Raw genomic sequence first — 17,519 nt, 5'->3', positions numbered from 1 at the left:
TCAACAATTTCTGTTAGAACATGTCGTACACTTTCAGTGAATTAACATCTATAACTATTTTTTAATGAAAACACTTCGCTTGTTTAACTTGAATCTTCGCTATAAAACCGCCTTATACTTTTCATTAGGACTGCTGGGCATGGTCATCAGCTTCCTTTTTATTAGCCGTTATTTTTTCCTGTATAGCTTAGATGAGCTCGAAGACATGGAAATTAACCATGCGAATCAGCAAGCACTCGCTGTCATCGACATGATGGTGAGCCAGCAAGAAAGCGCCTCATACGACTGGGCGTACTGGGACGAAACGTACGATCTGTTTGTTGATCGTGATATTGCGAAATATACCGAGCGAAACCTTTACACAGAGAGCATTGATGCGTTAAACCTCGATATGATGGCGTTTATCACGACTAATGGGCAAACCCTGCTCTCCTTAACTCGTGAGGATAACCCCGACACTTCTTCAGAACTCACCGCTAAAATGGCGAATCAACCTACTCTTCAAGATTACATCAAGTCCATGAATCACAAGCTTGATATCCATAGAGAGAGCATCTCAGGGTTGTTTAAAATCAACGATACTATTTGGGGTCTTAGCCTCAGCCCAGTTAGAAATAGTGAAGGCGACCGCCCTTCTAACGGATGGATGCTTTGGGGAAGAAACCTATCTTTGCGCTTTCCTGGAGACTTTAAATCCATTTTAACTGCGGAAAACTCATTAGAGACGCAGATGGTAAGTGGATCAGACAGTAGTGAGATGCGGGATATAGAGAAGACCTCGCGGTCAATAACAAAATGGGCCTCACTCTCTGATTTATCTGGTGAACCAATCGCATGGCTAAAAACGAAAACACAGCGAGAGCATTATGCGAAAGGTAATACGCTATTCATGTACCTGTTTGCAACGGTTGGCGTTGTGGCATCAATCATCGCTGCGGGTACCTACATCACGTTTAAAAATAAGGTCGCCACTCGCTTTAATCATTTTGCTGAAGGAATAAGCGAAATCGCCTCTCAATACCAGCTTGAAGGCTTGCACTCTGTAAAAGTAGACGAATTAGAGTTAGCGACAAAACTGGTACAAAAGCTCTCTGAAAATACATCGTTAACCCAACTGCAATTGAAAGACTCGATGGAAAAGTTTGGTGCTCTGTACCATAGCTCCTCACTGGGCATGCTAATTGTTATCGATCGTAAAATTGTCGATGTCAACCAACGCGCGTTAGATCTGTTGAGCTACAGCAAATCGCAATTGATAGATCGTCCTCTAGACACCTTGTGCCCATCGGAGGACGATGAATGTCGAGTTGACGCAATGTTCAGAGAGCTGAAAAACGGTAAAACACAATTCGAAGCGCAGGTGCTCGATAGCAATACAGAAGAAATCGACTGTTTGATAGAAGCCACGCTCATTCAACATCATGGTCAAAGTGCACTGATGTTATTGCTTCAGGATATGAGAGAGACAAAACAGCAAGCAGAAATGATCCAAAAACTCACCGACTTTGATCCGGTATCCGGTTTCTGTAACCGTCCTGTCATTCTCAATGCTCTGCACGAACTCGTAGAGACACGGCCAAACCATTTTTCGTTTGTGTACATTAACAGTAAGACTCTCAAACAAATTGCAGGGGTATACGGTCACCTCATTTTTGATGAAGTGATTCAATACATCGCATCCGCTATACGCGAGCAATTAGGGGCATTCCAAATAGGCCGAATTAGTGAGCATGAATTTATCGTTTTGATTCCAGATATCGAGCACCACCAAAAAGCGATAGATGCTACCAATCGATTACTGAATCATTTGTCACATAAGGTCCAGCTCTCCGGGATCATGATGTCATTAGACAGCAAAGCGGTGATGATGGATCTAAACATTACTCACCAGTCTGTCGAGCATTTGCTGCTTGCAGCACGTTTCTCATCGCAATCCGCTAAGGGTCGTCACTCTCACGAAGTATTAGTCATTGATGAAGAACTATCAGAGCAAGCGGAAACCTCTATGGTGATCAATCGCGATTTAGAAAATGCCATTAGACAAGATGCGATTAAACCTTTTTTCCAGCCTATCGTGGATGCTAAAACCACTGAAGTCATTAGCTTCGAAGCACTTGCTCGTTGGCAACATCCAACATTAGGGATGATTTCACCAGAAGTATTTATTCCGATGGCAGAACAAGGAAAACTTATCGTCGAATTGGGAGAGTCCATTCTCAAACAATCGTGCGAATTTATCAGTCGGCTCAATGGAGTTCGTCATGCGCAAGGTTTGTCGATGTTAAGCGTGCATGTGAATTTAAGCGCGCAGCACTTTTATCATTCAGGACTGATGCCCTACCTAAAAAAAGTGATGGCTCAATACAACCTCTCCGCGGGCCAGCTTGTGCTTGAAATTACCGAAAGTATGTTGATGGGCGGAGAAGTAGAATCTATCCAAAGCATTCAAGACATCAAGCGACTTGGTGTTGGACTCGCTTTGGATGATTTTGGTACTGGATACGCATCATTCAGTAGTGTATGTAATTTTCCATTGGATATTGTGAAGCTGGATAAATCTTATATTGACGAGATTGAAACCAATGACAGAGCGAAAACACTGGTAAGAAACATTGCCAACATGTCTCAAGAGTTAGGCTTAACGATTGTCGCCGAAGGTGTTGAAACCGCGAGCCAAGTACGCAAGCTTAAAGTTTGGAATATTGATGAGTTGCAAGGGTTTTACTTCCACAAACCGATGCCTGCCGAGCAAGCACTCGTTCAATTTTCTCGCCACGTAAACAGTTAGTCTCTCTCCTCTAAGACACATTAGGAAGGCAAAGTGATTACCGTCACTTTGCCTTTTTGTTGAACCTTTTCACACCAGACGCCCCACGATTAGTGACTACCGATATTCATATTAAGGCCCGTAGCCTCAGATGTGCCATGATAAATGCTGATATGACTAATTCGAGTGATCAATTACTTATTTGCACTAGTATTACTGCGTATATACTTGAATTAGGTTTTCAAAAAGTCCCTGTGACCGCACAAGGAGGACTGCATGAAACGACTATGGATATGGGTCTTACCTTTACTTTTGTTTGCTAGTCAAGCACTGGCCAATACTGTCTGGATTGTTCCCGTCAAAGGCGCTATCGGTCCTGCTACCAGCGACTACTTGTCTCGTGAGATAGAAGAGGCACAACTCAACGGTGTCAGTTTAGTGATCTTAGAGATGGACACTCCTGGCGGCTTAGACAGCGCAATGAGAGATATTATTCACGCGATTACCACCTCCTCCACTCCAGTTGCGACTTGGGTTGGCCCGTCAGGATCTAGAGCGGCTAGCGCAGGGACATACATTTTACTCGCCAGCCACGTTGCTGCCATGGCTGAAGCCACCAACCTTGGCGCGGCAACACCCGTCGCGTTAGGTGGTGCTCCTCAGCCCCCTTCATCGGATGATGGCAAAGATCAAAACGCGGAAGAAACGTCAGAAGGAACCAACGAAAGTTCAGAGAAAGTTCCCGCGAAAACCGCGATGGAGAAAAAGGTGATTAATGATGCTAGAGCCTATATTAAAGGCTTAGCAAAGCTTCATGGCCGAAATGCAGATTGGGCAGAGAAAGCAGTGAGCGAAGCAGCGAGTTTGGACGCCACAGAGGCATTGGAGTTAAACGTTATTGATTATATAGCCAACTCACCAGAGGATTTAGTCAAAGCCATTGATGGACAAACTGTTAAAGTTAACAATCGCGATGTGACATTGTCACTGAAAAATCCCGTATGGATTGAAAGAACACCCGATTGGCGAGCAGAAATGCTAGCCGTTATCACAAACCCAAACGTCGCCTACATCCTGATGCTCATTGGCATCTACGGTTTGCTTCTTGAGTTTTACAACCCAGGCATTGGCTTACCCGGCGTGTTGGGTGGTATTTGTTTGATCCTCGCCATGTACGCATTACAAATGATGCCTGTGAACTACGCTGGGCTTGGTCTGCTGTTACTCGGAATTGCACTGATGATCGCGGAAGCATTCAGCCCGAGCTTTGGCATTTTGGGCTTAGGTGGCGTTGTCGCCTTTGTGCTCGGTTCCATCTTCCTCATGGACAGTGAGTTACCAGGATTTCAGATCGCCCTTCCTTTAATTTTCGGTATTTCTATCTTTTCTGTCGCGCTGATCGTGTTGACGGTCGGCCTGCTGCTCAAAATACGCCGACGACGTGTGACAACAGGTTTAGAAACTTACCCTGGGAAAATCGCTGTCGTGAGCGATGACTTTATCGATGGCGAAGGGCGCGTTCAACTTGACGGTGCGCTATGGAGAGCCAAAACCAAAGACCATCATCAACTCAAACAAGGTGATCATGTCACCATTGTGAATGTGAAAGGGCTGACCTTAACCGTGATGCCTGATGACCGCCAAAATAAATAGGAGGCGCTTTATGATGCTCTATACTGTTGCGGTGATCGTGGTGCTGTTGTTCGCACTTGCGACCCAAATGTTTAAGGTTTTGAGAGAGTATGAACGTGGGGTTGTATTCTTTCTTGGTCGCTTTCAAGAAGTAAAAGGCCCTGGCTTAATCATTCTTATCCCATTTATCCAACAAATGGTACGGGTGGATTTACGTACTGTCGTTTTGGATGTGCCGACACAAGACTTGATAACCAAAGATAACGTGTCTGTGCGCGTCAATGCGGTTGTTTATTTTCGCGTAGTCGATCCTCAAATGGCAATTAACAACATTGAAAGTTACAGCGATGCCACCAGTCAGTTAGCGCAAACCACGCTGCGATCAGTATTAGGTCAACATGAACTGGATGAATTACTATCAGAGCGCGAGCGTCTCAATAAGGATTTACAATCCATCCTCGATCAACAGACTGATGACTGGGGCATCAAGATTGCCACGGTTGAAGTCAAACATGTTGATTTAAATGACAGCATGGTCAGAGCGCTAGCGCGTCAGGCTGAGGCAGAACGTAACCGTCGTGCGAAAATCATTCACGCTACTGGTGAGTTAGAAGCTTCTAATAAATTAAAAGAGGCAGCTCAAATGCTCAACGAAGCGCCGAATGCGCTGCAATTGCGTTACATGCAGACACTCACGGAAATCACGACAGACAAAACATCGACTATTATCTTCCCTATGCCGATCAACCTTGTCGAAGCCGTCAGTGATATCGCCGAAGCGGTAAAAAAGAATAAAGAGACACAAGACAAATAAAAGCCATACTCAAGGAAGTAAGCTGTTTACACGTTACTTCCTTGCTTTAACTTGCTTGTTTTCGAAGAGCATTTAGTTTCTCTTTTAGTGTTTGGAGCACTCCCGCTTCATTACCGACAAACCTGTGTTAAAACAAGCTCTCCACGCTGTTTCGACATCATCGTCGTATTCAAAATCACACTCTTGAACCGTTTCGATAAGGCTTTCAAACCAAACATCAATATCCTGTGGTTCAATGCCAATATCGGAACTCGCATGCTTCTTACCATATTTCTCCACCATCTTGTGCGCCTCGTTAGAGGTATCGGCCATCATAAAAAACACGATAGATCCTCTAAGCATTCGCACCTGTTGGTGCATGTCGACACCATCAAACTTTTGTCTAAAGCTTGTACTTTTTGACCATAAATTCTTGTAAAACAAGTCGAAAAAGCCTTGGTTCGCGATACAACGTTCATAACTATCGTTGAAAACTTGAATCACGTTCATGTTGCTCTCCATTACTCTCTTAATATGAGTGTAATTTAATAATCATCAAAAGCATCTAAATGATGATGCCTAACCCTATGAAGCACGCCAATTTTCAATAAAAAGTAAAAAGTGATTCAAATAAACGTCCTCTTATCAATGAAAAAATATCCCGTATTATGAATCCATATTCGAGGTACGCATGGTTGTCGATGCTAAGCGCATCCTCATTCGTCACAAAAATAAAAAGGATACAAACGTGTCTCATCAAATCATTACAGATCTAAACAGCCGCTACACTGCTAAAAAATACGACGAAACTAAACGCGTTTCTCAAGAAGATATGACAATCATCAAAGAAGCACTCCGTCTTTCAGCGTCTTCGATTAACTCGCAACCGTGGAAATTCATCGTGATTGAAAGTGATGAGGCCAAGCAACGTTTCCACGATACATTTGCAAATATGCACCAATTTAACCAGCCACATGCTAAAGCCGCGTCACATACGATTCTGTTTGCGTACGATCCAAACTTCACCAAAGAGAAGTTCGCGAAACGTGTGGATGCCGAAGTAACGTCTGGTCACCTACCGGCGGAAATGTACAACAACTTTATGGGCGCCTACGCTTTTGCCGATGCCAATACGGACGAAAATGGCTTCAACGGAAACTGGACAAAAGCGCAAGTCTATTTGGCACTAGGCAACCTACTACACACATTGGCTCGTCTGGGTATTGACTCAACGCCGATGGAAGGCGTAGATCCAACACTGATTGGAGAAGTATTCAAAGAAGAATTAGAAGGCCATGTCTGTGAAGTTGCACTGGCGATTGGCTACCACAAAGACGGGGAAGATTATAATCATGGTCTACCAAAAGCTCGCCTTGCGATGGATGATGTAATTACGACGCTATAGTCGCCCGTTTCCTTAGCTTAACTACTGAACTCATTGTTTAAACCAAAAAGAGCCGCACTAATGTGCGGCTCTTTTTTGCTTGGCTTCAACTCTACTCTAACTTTATGCCACTTGCTCGGACTTAAAGTTACCAAGCAATGCATCGTAAAGCTCGTGGTCGCTTAACACACCAACTAACTGGTTGTCCTCCACCATAAGCAGAGGCTGATTACTGCGCTGCTTAAGCTCAATCGCTTCTCGCATACTGATTTCCGGGCTAACCTGAACCAGAGAATTTTCGTTTACCTCATCAAGATTCGAAGAATCGCTCTTCCATTGAACCAACGACTTATCTGTACCCGCTAAGCTTAAGCCTTTGCTCTCTTGGGTCACCCAAATATCTTTGTCAGGGCAAATTAGAACACGCTCATCTTCACGAACTAAGTCGTCACGCATCAAAGAGCGTCCCTTAAGTACGTTCAATGGATTAGTGTGGGCTACAAAGTCAGCCACATAATCGTTTTCTGGAGCAAGAATGATCTGTTCGGGCTTGCCGTGTTGAATCAGTTTTCCTGATTCCATAATGGCGATGTTATTACCGATTTTTAGCGCTTCATCTAAGTCGTGGCTCACAAAAAGAATGGTTTTGTTTAGCTTTTCTTGAAGCAGAATCAATTCATCTTGAAGCTGAGCACGAATCAATGGGTCAAGCGCTGAAAACGGCTCATCCATTAACAAGATATCTGTGTCCATCGCGAACGCTCGCGCTAGGCCAACACGCTGCTGCATACCACCAGAGAGCTCGTGCGGGAATTTCGTTTCCCACTCAGACAAACCGACCATTTCGAGCTGTTCACGCGCTTTTTTACGGCGCTCTGCTTTGCCAATGCCTTGCATTTCTAGACCAAACGCAACGTTATCTAATACCGTTAACCATGGCATCAATGCAAACTTCTGAAACACCATGGATACGCGGTGAGTACGAAGGTGGCGCAACTTCTGTTCGTCACAGTTAGAGAGCTCAACCATGTCGTCGCCGTCTTTAATTTTCAGAGAGCCACGAGAAATTTCGTTCAGCCCGTTAACTGTTCGCAGCAAACTTGATTTACCCGAGCCTGAAAGCCCCATCAAAACACAGATCTCACCCTGTTTCACGTTCAGCGAAACATTATCAACCCCAACCACTTGGCCAGTTTCGTCGATGATTTCTTGTCGAGACTTGCCTTGGTCTAGTAGTGCTAACGCTTGTGACTGCTGCTGACCAAAAACCACATCAAGATTTTGAATAGTAATAGCGTCCATGATTAAGCCTCCTTCTGGTTTGGTGCTTTACACAAGCGGTCAAGAATGATGGCGACCAGTACAATCGCTAAACCCGCTTCAAAACCTTGCGAGATGTTTACGGTATTCAGTGCACGTACGACTGGCTTACCAAGTCCATCAGCACCAACAAGTGCCGCAATGACCACCATAGAGAGAGACAACATAATACATTGCGTAACACCGGCCATAATACTTGGTAATGCCGCAGGTAATTCTACCTTAAACAGCAGCTTCATGCGGCTTGCACCAAATGCTTTGCCCGCTTCAAGTAGCTCCTCCGGCACTTTAATAATACCGAGGTACGTCAATCGAATTGGCGCAGCGATAGCGAAAATGATGGTCGAGATTAGGCCAGGGACAATACCTAAGCCAAACAGAACCAAAGTTGGAATTAGGTAAACGAATGTCGGTACGGTCTGCATCAAATCGAGGATTGGTCGCAACAAGGTGTATAACCAAGGACGGTGTGCCGCCATAATGCCCAACGGCACGCCAATTAATACGGAAATCGTTGTCGCTGCAAACACAAGGACAAAGGTTTCCAGCATTTCTTGCCAGTAACCAAGGTTGAGAATTGCGAGCAAGGCCAACACGATGAATACAACAAGCGGAATGCTGCGGTGTAAGAACCAAGCAATTGCCGCCGTCATAATGATTGGCGCTGCAGGTGGCATCCATTTAAAAATGTCCACCACGAAAAGAATAATCGTTTCAAGTGTAATAGAGATTGCATCGAAGAAACCCGATGCATTGATGGTTAACCAATCGACGCCAGTTTCCATCCATTGGCCCAACGGTAGTTTGTTGTCCGTAATAAAATTCAAAATAAAACCTTTGTGTTAATGAAGCGGGCATGACTGCCCACTTTCTTTTTCAAAAAAACGCGCTTAAAAACTGCTTAATTAAGCGTTAGTTTTTAAATAGTTTGTAATTGCTGTTACTGCGTCTTGACCATCCACCGTCTTAACGCCTTCTAGCCACGCTTCAATTTGTTCTTGGTTTGCGTTCAACCATGCTTGCGCTGCTTTCGACGGTTTCTGCTTCTGGTTGAGAATCGCTTCCATCAATTCGTTTTCCATTTCTAGGTTGAATTCTAGGTTTTTCACTAGCTGACCTACATTTGGACACTCAGCAAGGTAGTTTTTACGTACGTTTGTGTACACATTCGCGCCGCCGTAGTTAGGGCCGAAGAAGTCGTCACCACCCGCTAGGTATTCCATTTCAACGTTGCTGTTCATTGGGTGCGGGGCCCAACCTAGGTACACAATCCATTGGTTGCGGCGCGCAGCACGTGATACTTGAGACACCATGCCAGCTTCACTGGATTCAACTAGGCTGAAGTCTTTTAGGCCGAATGCGTTGCTATCAATCATTGATTGAATTAAGCGGTTACCATCGTTACCTGGTTCAATGCCGTAAATGCGGTCTTTAAATTTGTCGGCATGTTTTACTAGGTCAGCGAAGTTGGTCACGCCTGCGTCATAAACGTACTTTGGAACCGCGAGTGTGTATTTTGCGCCGACGAGGTTCGCTCGTACGGTTTCAACGGTACCTGCATCACGGTATTTCGCGATGTCACCTTCCATTGTTGGCATCCAGTTACCTAGGAAAATGTCGATATCGCCATTGGCCATAGAGGAGTAAGTTACAGGCACTGACAGAAGATCGGTCTTCGTTTTGTACCCCAACCCTTTTAGCAGCTCAGATGTCACGGCGGTGGTCGCCGTAATGTCAGTCCAACCTACATCTGCAAAACGTACCGTTTCACATTGGTTGGCATAAGCGCCTGTTGCTAAAGTACTTAGTGCGATTGTTGAGAAGATTTTTGTCATCTTAGACATATTGAATTCCTTGTAATGATTACTGACTTTTTTCGTTTTTATGAGATCGAATCGAGATCTCTTTTTGGCGGATGCATTCGTTGCATCTCTTGCCAGTTCGGTGCAATCCAAACTGGTGCGTTGTTCGACGTTTCCAGGGCGTTATCCAAAATCATGTCCGCGGCGCGTTCTGCCACCATAATAGTTGGCGCATTTAAATTACCGTTCGGAATGGTTGGGAAAATAGAAGAGTCCACCACACGTAAGCCTTGAATACCGCGTACTTGGCATCGCTCATTCAAAACCGCTAATGGGTCATTGTCTGCGCCCATTTTGCAGGTACAAGATGGATGGTAAGCACTCTCGACATTCTGCTTCACCCATTCATCAATTTGCTCATCCGTTGTGATATTCAGACCCGGCTGGATCTCATCACCACGAAACTCATCCATGGCTGGCTGATTGAGGATCTCGCGAGTAAGGCGAATACAATCACGCCAATCCTGCTTATCTTGTTCAGTGGAAATGTAGTTAAACTCAATCTTCGGCTTATCATTCGGATTCGCAGATACAACTTCGACCGAGCCGCGACTTTCGGGCTTGTTAGGTCCAACGTGCACTTGGAAGCCATGACCGTCAAAAGCAGCTTGTCCGTCATAACGCATTGCCGCTGGCAAAAAGTGATATTGAATATTTGGCCACTTTAGTCCCTCACGAGAACGAATAAACGCACATGATTCAAAGTGGTTAGTAGCCCCAAGGCCTTTGCGAGTTAATATCCACTCAGTGCCAATCAAGCCCTTGCTCACCAAACCTAATTTGCTGTTGAGCGTGATAGGTTGCTTACAGTGATATTGGAAGTACACTTCTAAGTGATCTTGCAGGTTTTTACCTACCCCTTCCAACGGATGTTTCACCTCAATGCCTGCTTTTTCTAATACTTCTTTAGGGCCAATGCCTGAAAGCTGCAACAGCTGAACTGAGCCAACCGAACCAGCACTCGAAATCACTTCATGATTCGCAAAACATTGCTGAACTGAACCTGACTTTTCGAATTCAACACCAACCGCTTTCTTGCCTTCTGCGCCTGTTTCTTCTAGTAATACGCGATGAACTGTCACTCGCTTCATTAGGGTGAAGTTTTTGCGTTTTTTAGCACGGCTTAAGTATGCATTAGAGGTTGAAGCGCGTACGCCTTTGTCAACGGTCATGTGCATTGGGCCAAAGCCTTCTTGCTGATAACCGTTGTAATCTTTTGTTTCTGGGTAGCCCGCTTCTTTGCCTGCATCAATAAAAGCTTGATACAGCGGATTGAGCTTCATATCGTTGCCGTTACATGTGCCGACTGGACCGTTATCGCCTCGGTATTCATCAGCACCACCAATCCAAGACTCTGCCTTACGGAAATAAGGCAAACACGATTGATAATTCCAGCCTTTCGCGCCTTCCTCTTCCCACTGGTCAAAGTCACAAGCGTGTCCACGAACGTAAACCATGCCATTGATAGACGAACTACCGCCCAGAACTTTCCCGCGAGGACAATGAAGTTGACGGCCATCCAACCCTTGCTCTTCAACTGTCTCAAACTGCCACGCGTATTTTTCAGTGTTCATAGGGTAAGAAAGCGCCGTTGGCATTTGGATAAAAATACTTTTATCCGACCCACCCGCTTCGAGTAATAGGACCGAATATTGACCACTTTCACTTAAGCGATCCGCTAACACACAGCCGGCCGAACCCGCACCGACGATGATATAATCGTAGTGTTGTTGCATTTTGATTCTCCTAGGAGTTAATACCAATCACAGTAGGTAAGTGAACGAAATTAGCGTAGGAAAAATGCTTGAGAACAAGGCGGAAATTTTCGATAAGTAGTTAGCCTACAATCAAAATTGACAACGCAGTTATCGAGCATTTTAACAAGCTAAAGTGGTCAGTTATCTACTACGATTGGTATCATTTGTAAGGGCTTTCGAAGTCGCTTAGCTGAACCAGAACACTCTTCGTTTGCGTGTAATGTTTAAGGGTTTCGACACCGTTTTCACGGCCAACACCTGATTGTTTGTAGCCACCAACTGGCATTTCCGCAGGTGAGTCGCCCCATGTATTCACCCAACAAATACCAGCTTGAATTTGATGAATCACGCGGTGGGCACGAGATAGGTTTTGAGTAAATACGCCTGCAGCCAAGCCATAATCGGTGCCATTTGCACGCGCAATCACTTCCGACTCATCACGGAATTTCAGCACTGACATTACCGGACCAAAGATTTCTTGCTGAACGTGGCTCATGTCATCATCGCAATCGACAAATACGGTTGGAGCAACAAAGTTACCATTGGCTAAGCCATTCTCTGTTACTTTGTAGCCACCAGTCAGTAACGTCGCGCCACTCGCTTTCGCGGCTTCAATCGCTCCTAGTACTTTCGATTCATGATCTTTAGAGATCAGCGCGCCAATTTGCGTGTTCTCATCAAGCGGATCGCCGACAACTAACAATTCAGTTCGAGCTTTAAGTTGTGCGACAAAGTCATCATAAATACCTTCATGAACAAACACGCGTGTACCGTGCGTACAAACTTCACCTTGCGTGTAGAAGTTCGCCACCATGGCCGCAGAAACGGCATCGTTTAACTTTGCATCATCAAAAATAATCAGTGGAGACTTACCACCCAGCTCCATCGTTACTTGTTTTAGTGTCTTAGCGCTGTCACTCATGACGACTTTACCGGTGCCTGATTCGCCCGTGAACGATACTTTTGCGATGTCAGGATGCGCCGTTAGCATCTGCCCTACTCGGTAATCCCCTTGTACGACATTAAATACGCCATCTGGCATGCCCGCTTCTGAATAAATTTCTGCTAGCTTAAGCGCTGTTAATGGTGTTTCTTCTGATGGTTTGAAGATCATAGCGTTGCCCGCAGCCAGTGCTGGCGCCGATTTCCACATCGCAATTTGGATTGGATAATTCCAAGCGCCAATACCTGCGCAAATGCCCAAGGGCTCGCGACGTGTGTAGAAAAACTGGTCTTCGCTGAGTGGCTGCTGCTCACCTTGCAAGCTTGGAGCAAGACCCGCATAGTACTCAAGAACATCGGCACCTGTTGTTATATCAACCGCGACAGCTTCTTGAATTGGCTTACCAGTATCTGCCACTTCCAATACCGCCAGCTCGTCATTACGCTCACGTAAAATGGCAACGGCTTTGTGTAAAATACGGCTACGCTCGATCGCAGTCATTGCTGACCATGCAGCAAAACCTTTCTTTGCCGACTCAATCGCCGCTTCGAGATCGTCTTGGTTCGCTTGTTTAATGTTGGCCAATGGCTCACCATTCGCCGGATTGTAAGTGGTGAAGTGCTCATCTGAACACCCGTTGTACATCGCACCATTGATATAGTGTGCTTTCATTTCCATTTTGAAGACCTGTGACTTTTATATTTTTTCAGAATAAAACGTAAGTTGTTTGTCGAGATAGTCGTTGATGATGATTCTCGCTCTTTCTGCATCAATGCCTTGCGGGTTGAGCGTTCCGCGCAGCCAAATACCATCGATAAGTGACGCAATACCATGAGCAACCAGTTCGGCCTGCTCTGCATTTAATAATGCTTTGAGTTCTTTTCTTAGGTGGGACAATAAACGTCGTTCATTGACACGCTGCAAACGCTTAAGCTGCTCGTCATGCATTGAGTACGACCAGAACGCTAGCCAAGTCTTCGCAACTTGGTTTTCTGCCTGATAGCCGACAAAGTTACCGTCAATGATGGCATTAATTCTTTGGTGATGAGCATCGCTTGGCAGCTCACGTAACTTCTGTGTGATAGTGGACGAAAGCTGACGCAAGATCTCTCGCATCGTTTCCTCCAACAACCCATGCTTACCACCAAAATAGTGATTGATAATTCCCGTTGATACACCTGCTTCTTTACTGATCAACGAAATACTCGCAGCGTGTAAACCGACTCTATCAATCACTGACATTGTCGCTTTCACCAGCTGTGGTTTTCTGATTTCAGGCATCCCCACCTTTGGCATTTTGCGTCCTTGTTATTTTTAATTGAACGGTTAGTTAAATATAAAATGCCTGAAAATTAGTTCGAACTCAAATCATTTTTTAAGAAAAAGGTTATTAACAAAGGAAGGAAAGTTGATGGTGTACGCAAAATTTCTATGCGATAACTTGTCGTAAAAGTCAAAGATGCGTTTAAAAACCCAAATAAAAACACAAACAAACCAATAACTTATTGAATAATCATTTTTTAACACACCTTTAAGAGAATTGTTTTTCGTGCCACAAAAATCCACACCAGAAAAATTTTACATCGACCACTAATCATTTCACCTGTATCGGCTTTGTTTGTATAAAAAACAGACACACTCGTGTGTTATAGTTTCGTATACACAAGTGACATTAGTACTTTGAAAATGGGGGAGATAAAACGAGTAGAAAATACTGAACGCTATGAGTATGTAATTCGATACTCTTAAGTGATTTTGAAGTAATCAGTAGGAAGGATGAGTTCAGGCTCACCGTTTGATGAGCCTGCATTCTTGATTTTATTAGGTCAGCTTGCGCCCTTTCACGCAGTTGCGTCCATCCGCTTTAGCTTGATAAAGTAATTTATCTGCCTGATCACAGAGTGATTTAAAATTCATCTCACTATCTTCAGTCGTCACAACACCAAAACTACAGGTCACTCTCACTTCTTCATTCTGTTCCGTGACGAACCCATGTAAGGATAAAGCGCTACGTAATCGTTCAGCGGTAATGAGAGAGTCTTCATGATCGGTATTGGGCATCACAACAACAAACTCCTCACCACCAAAGCGTGCAACAATGTCATTTTCACGCACCGTCTCTTCTAGCACTTTGGCAACGCCTGTTAGTACGGCATCACCGAACACATGTCCATAGGTATCATTTACCTGTTTAAAATAATCTACATCGATTAGCGCTAAACTTACCGGCCCCGACTGCGGCTTCTTTGGCACCATTTTCTGTTTATCGAGCTTGCTATCCACCCATTTGTTTAAAGCTAGGTAGCCGTACTTAACTTGCTCGACTTGCTCAGACACAAAATGCTGCACCTTTTCTTGCTTAGATTGAGGCGTCGGCTTTTCTTTGCGTTCACGTTTCGTCTCTACGGGTTTAGTAAACCAATCTTCTAAAAAACGGCGATTGAATAACCCTGTCAACGTATCTGTCTTTGCTAGGCGGCGCATTCTTAAACGTGATCGATTCACAACAAGGAATACCACTGCCATCAAAAAGAGAACACCAATGAGTGCTAGTAGCGCTTCACCCAATAGATAAAAGATACGACGGTTATTTTCCAGTTCCATACGCTGCAACACGTTGTTCCAGTTGAGATCTTCGTTCTCATATTCAAGTCTTTCTAGCTCAAATAGCGTCTGCTGACGCTCAAGATTTTCAACTTCTCTTTGGTTGCTAAATTGGATGAATTTATCGTGATAGTTGCCGTAAGTTTTATACGCTAATTTAAAGTCATTGCTTCCCGCGTAGGCCATGGCAGCCACTTTTAGTAGTTCCATTTGCTGTTGCTTAACATATCGGCTCTCGATAATTTCCGGCAACATAGGCGCGATCATCGCTAGAAGTGTCTCAAACTGCTTCTGTTCTAGCATATATTCGGCTTGCAACAGCTTAAATGTAGCTAAGTAGGCGCTAGAGGTTTCTCTATACTGTAAGTTCTCCGCCAATTTTAAGTGGCGAACCATCTTATTTTCTTGGTTCGTCTCACGGTATAACGCAGCAAGCTCGAGGTTAACTCGAAACCTAAAGCGCCCGTCACCAATGATTTGCGCGAGCTTTAGCGCTCTCTGATACGATACAATCGCCTCTTCGTATTGGAACTGTGCCTTATGAAGCTTTGCTATCGTTAAGACGCTCAGCAGCTCATTGAACGACATGCGTCTATCCCTAAAATAACGGTACGCTTGTTCCAACAATGCTTCTGAACGGTCATAGCCCTGAATTTTGACCAGTACGTCACCAAGCTCTAGCGCCGCCCGTTCGACCAATCCTTGAACGCCAGAGGACTCAGCCGCATCCATTGACGACATAATTGCGGCATAGGATTTTTTAAACTCGCCCTGCTCATCGTAGTAACGTCCTTTTAGCAACAGGATCTCCGACTCGAGCTGCTTATCGCCATTTTCACGCGATGTTTCCAACAAACTATCCAACGATGACAGCGCGGTATCGATATCGCTCTTTCCGACCATAGTTCGCATCTGAATCAACTTAAATAAGAGATACTCATGGCTTTGTGGACGCACAAGTTCCAACCCTTTTTGTGCGACGTTTTGGCTCTCTTCCGCGCGTCCAAGTAGCTCTAGAACCGTGGACTTTGCAAGCCAATAACGTACCAGTAGCTCTGTTGGTTGATTTTGTAGTAGAGAGTCTTCTTCTAACGCCTCAATCAAAGCCAAAGAGCTCTGAGGTAATGCGTAAATTTGATTTTCAATGCCTTCTAGCGACTGTAAAAACTTACCTTCTTGTTCAACCTTTTCTGCGGATGCCTGAATAGAAAGACACAGACACCCCAATAGTAGTGGCATCGTCCTAAGCGAATGAAATAGTGACATTATTGCTCTTCCCTAATGGGTAGTTACTTCAGTGTAATAGAGAATTCTGGTTATTTTATTATTAAGGTAGCTGAAGGTTATTCAGCCAGCCTCATATTCCCATGTATTTTGCGCTGAATAATAAATCACCATCTTTAGATGTCGAAATGGTTTTCGGTCACAATATAATCAATAAGAGTGTTTTTCATACCCCAAGAAGCAAAATCTCATCAATGAGACAAATAATTGTCTTGATTGTGAATTAATGCATTTACATAAAAATTAACACGAGAGAACTTATTCATACCAAAAATACAAAAGAGTTGTAAATGTAATCGGTACAGCAGCCGTTGCTAAAACATCCATTAAAAATTATCGATAGAAACAATATAAGAAAGGAGGAAGGAAGCGGACAATCAAGCTCGCTCCCCTTTTTAATATGAGGAGGGGCTACATTCGCATTCCGCCATCGACTTCGAATACTCTTCCAGTCACGAACTCATTGGTTAACACGTATTTGATGGTCGAAGAAATTTCATCAGCAAGACCTAAGCGTCCGACAGGAATCATTTTAACTAAACGCTCCATCGCTTCAGGTTTTATTTGGTCCGTCATGGCAGTCTTGATGACACCCGGAGCAATCGCTACTGAGCGAATTCCGAAACGCCCTAACTCTTTCGCCCACACCGTCGCCATGGTGGCTACCGCCGCTTTGGATGCAGAATAGTTAGTTTGACCAATATTCCCCGCACGCGCGACGCTCGATATGTTGATCAACACGCCTTTACTGTCGGTGTTCAGCATTACCTTGCTTGCTTCGCGGCCACAAAGAAAAGTGCCTGTCACATTCACATCCATAACAGACCGAAATTGTTCCAGCGACATCGCGTTAACCTGACCATCTTTAACTTTGATGAACATGCCATCGCGCATAATGCCTGCGTTATTGATCACGCCATTGAGCTGTTTGAAATCCGCTTCAATTTGCTCAAAAGCAGCGCACACTTCTTGTTCTTCCGTCACGTTCGCTACATAAAAACGAGTAGTGACGCCGAAAGATTCACACTCCGCTTTCGTTTCAGCCAGTTGGTCTGAATTGAGGTCTATAAGCGCAAGGTGAACACCGCTTTCCGCTAGCGACAGCGCCATTTGTTTACCAAGCCCCTGCCCGGCCCCCGTGATCGCAATAACCTTATTTGCTAGATCCATAAG

At 44.6% G+C, this 17,519-nt stretch carries 13 protein-coding genes; 4 read left to right on the top strand and 9 right to left on the bottom strand.

All coding sequences use genetic code 11. From position 1 onward, the window contains the following. Positions 1–139: 139 nt before the first annotated feature. The 3 genes from L3V27_RS02465 (at position 140) to L3V27_RS02455 (ending at position 5,213) form a co-directional block, all read left to right on the top strand. Complete coding sequence (locus tag L3V27_RS02465) at positions 140–2,788, top strand: EAL domain-containing protein (RefSeq protein WP_237310929.1); 2,649 nt, start codon at positions 140–142, stop codon at positions 2,786–2,788. Between the two features lie 255 nt (positions 2,789–3,043). Next, on the top strand, positions 3,044–4,420 hold the full coding sequence (locus tag L3V27_RS02460) for a nodulation protein NfeD (RefSeq protein ID WP_237310927.1): 1,377 nt from the start codon (positions 3,044–3,046) through the stop codon (positions 4,418–4,420). A 10-nt stretch (positions 4,421–4,430) separates the two neighbouring features. Beyond that, positions 4,431–5,213, top strand: a complete 783-nt coding sequence (locus tag L3V27_RS02455) for a slipin family protein (RefSeq protein ID WP_005373196.1) — start codon at positions 4,431–4,433, stop codon at positions 5,211–5,213. 84 nt (positions 5,214–5,297) lie between these two features. Here L3V27_RS02455 and L3V27_RS02450 read toward each other — a convergent pair whose 3' ends face one another. Next, a complete protein-coding gene (locus tag L3V27_RS02450) occupies positions 5,298–5,702 on the bottom strand; it encodes a globin (RefSeq protein ID WP_005392547.1) in 405 nt (134 codons plus the stop codon). A gap of 238 nt (positions 5,703–5,940) precedes the next feature. Here L3V27_RS02450 and L3V27_RS02445 point away from each other — a divergent pair, with 238 nt between their 5' ends. Further along, positions 5,941–6,597: an NAD(P)H-dependent oxidoreductase gene (locus tag L3V27_RS02445; RefSeq protein WP_074190712.1), complete on the top strand. Its 657-nt coding sequence runs from the start codon at positions 5,941–5,943 to the stop codon at positions 6,595–6,597. Between the two features lie 102 nt (positions 6,598–6,699). Here L3V27_RS02445 and choV read toward each other — a convergent pair whose 3' ends face one another. The 8 genes from choV to L3V27_RS02405 form a co-directional block, all read right to left on the bottom strand. Further along, positions 6,700–7,878 carry a choline ABC transporter ATP-binding protein gene (gene choV, locus L3V27_RS02440; RefSeq protein ID WP_237310926.1) on the bottom strand — a complete coding sequence of 393 codons (1,179 nt, stop codon included), beginning with the start codon at positions 7,876–7,878 and terminating at the stop codon, positions 6,700–6,702. 2 nt (positions 7,879–7,880) lie between these two features. Next, a complete protein-coding gene (choW, locus tag L3V27_RS02435; protein ID WP_005392552.1) occupies positions 7,881–8,723 on the bottom strand; it encodes a choline ABC transporter permease subunit in 843 nt (280 codons plus the stop codon). Between the two features lie 78 nt (positions 8,724–8,801). Next, entirely contained in the window at positions 8,802–9,740 is a 939-nt protein-coding gene (locus tag L3V27_RS02430) for a choline ABC transporter substrate-binding protein (RefSeq protein WP_005392553.1), read from the bottom strand. A gap of 38 nt (positions 9,741–9,778) precedes the next feature. Beyond that, positions 9,779–11,494 carry a choline dehydrogenase gene (betA, locus tag L3V27_RS02425; RefSeq protein ID WP_048624935.1) on the bottom strand — a complete coding sequence of 572 codons (1,716 nt, stop codon included), beginning with the start codon at positions 11,492–11,494 and terminating at the stop codon, positions 9,779–9,781. 181 nt (positions 11,495–11,675) lie between these two features. Beyond that, a complete protein-coding gene (betB, locus tag L3V27_RS02420) occupies positions 11,676–13,136 on the bottom strand; it encodes a betaine-aldehyde dehydrogenase (protein WP_237310925.1) in 1,461 nt (486 codons plus the stop codon). Between the two features lie 18 nt (positions 13,137–13,154). Beyond that, a complete protein-coding gene (gene betI / locus L3V27_RS02415; protein ID WP_005392557.1) occupies positions 13,155–13,754 on the bottom strand; it encodes a transcriptional regulator BetI in 600 nt (199 codons plus the stop codon). Positions 13,755–14,279: 525 nt separating this feature from the next. Beyond that, entirely contained in the window at positions 14,280–16,328 is a 2,049-nt protein-coding gene (locus L3V27_RS02410; RefSeq protein WP_237310924.1) for a tetratricopeptide repeat-containing diguanylate cyclase, read from the bottom strand. A gap of 429 nt (positions 16,329–16,757) precedes the next feature. After that, positions 16,758–17,516 (bottom strand): SDR family oxidoreductase, encoded by a 759-nt coding sequence (locus L3V27_RS02405; protein WP_085344422.1) that lies wholly within the window; start codon positions 17,514–17,516, stop codon positions 16,758–16,760. Positions 17,517–17,519: the final 3 nt, after the last annotated feature.

The sequence above is a fragment of the Vibrio sp. J2-3(2022) genome, from assembly GCF_021725735.1.
Lineage (GTDB): Bacteria > Pseudomonadota > Gammaproteobacteria > Enterobacterales > Vibrionaceae > Vibrio > Vibrio diabolicus.
Note: the sequence above shows the minus strand (reverse complement) of the source record. Positions and strands in the feature narration are given on the sequence as shown.

What these genes read in the sequence shown, in the direction of transcription:
- betI (WP_005392557.1), bottom strand. Translation starts at nt 13,754, where the DNA reads ATGCCAAAGGTGGGGATGCCTGAAATCAGAAAACCACAGCTGGTGAAA.
- L3V27_RS02410 (WP_237310924.1), bottom strand. Translation starts at nt 16,328, where the DNA reads ATGTCACTATTTCATTCGCTTAGGACGATGCCACTACTATTGGGGTGT.
- L3V27_RS02465 (WP_237310929.1), top strand. Translation starts at nt 140, where the DNA reads ATGGTCATCAGCTTCCTTTTTATTAGCCGTTATTTTTTCCTGTATAGC.
- L3V27_RS02430 (WP_005392553.1), bottom strand. Translation starts at nt 9,740, where the DNA reads ATGTCTAAGATGACAAAAATCTTCTCAACAATCGCACTAAGTACTTTA.
- L3V27_RS02460 (WP_237310927.1), top strand. Translation starts at nt 3,044, where the DNA reads ATGAAACGACTATGGATATGGGTCTTACCTTTACTTTTGTTTGCTAGT.
- L3V27_RS02405 (WP_085344422.1), bottom strand. Translation starts at nt 17,516, where the DNA reads ATGGATCTAGCAAATAAGGTTATTGCGATCACGGGGGCCGGGCAGGGG.
- betB (WP_237310925.1), bottom strand. Translation starts at nt 13,136, where the DNA reads ATGGAAATGAAAGCACACTATATCAATGGTGCGATGTACAACGGGTGT.
- choV (WP_237310926.1), bottom strand. Translation starts at nt 7,878, where the DNA reads ATGGACGCTATTACTATTCAAAATCTTGATGTGGTTTTTGGTCAGCAG.
- L3V27_RS02455 (WP_005373196.1), top strand. Translation starts at nt 4,431, where the DNA reads ATGATGCTCTATACTGTTGCGGTGATCGTGGTGCTGTTGTTCGCACTT.
- L3V27_RS02450 (WP_005392547.1), bottom strand. Translation starts at nt 5,702, where the DNA reads ATGAACGTGATTCAAGTTTTCAACGATAGTTATGAACGTTGTATCGCG.
- betA (WP_048624935.1), bottom strand. Translation starts at nt 11,494, where the DNA reads ATGCAACAACACTACGATTATATCATCGTCGGTGCGGGTTCGGCCGGC.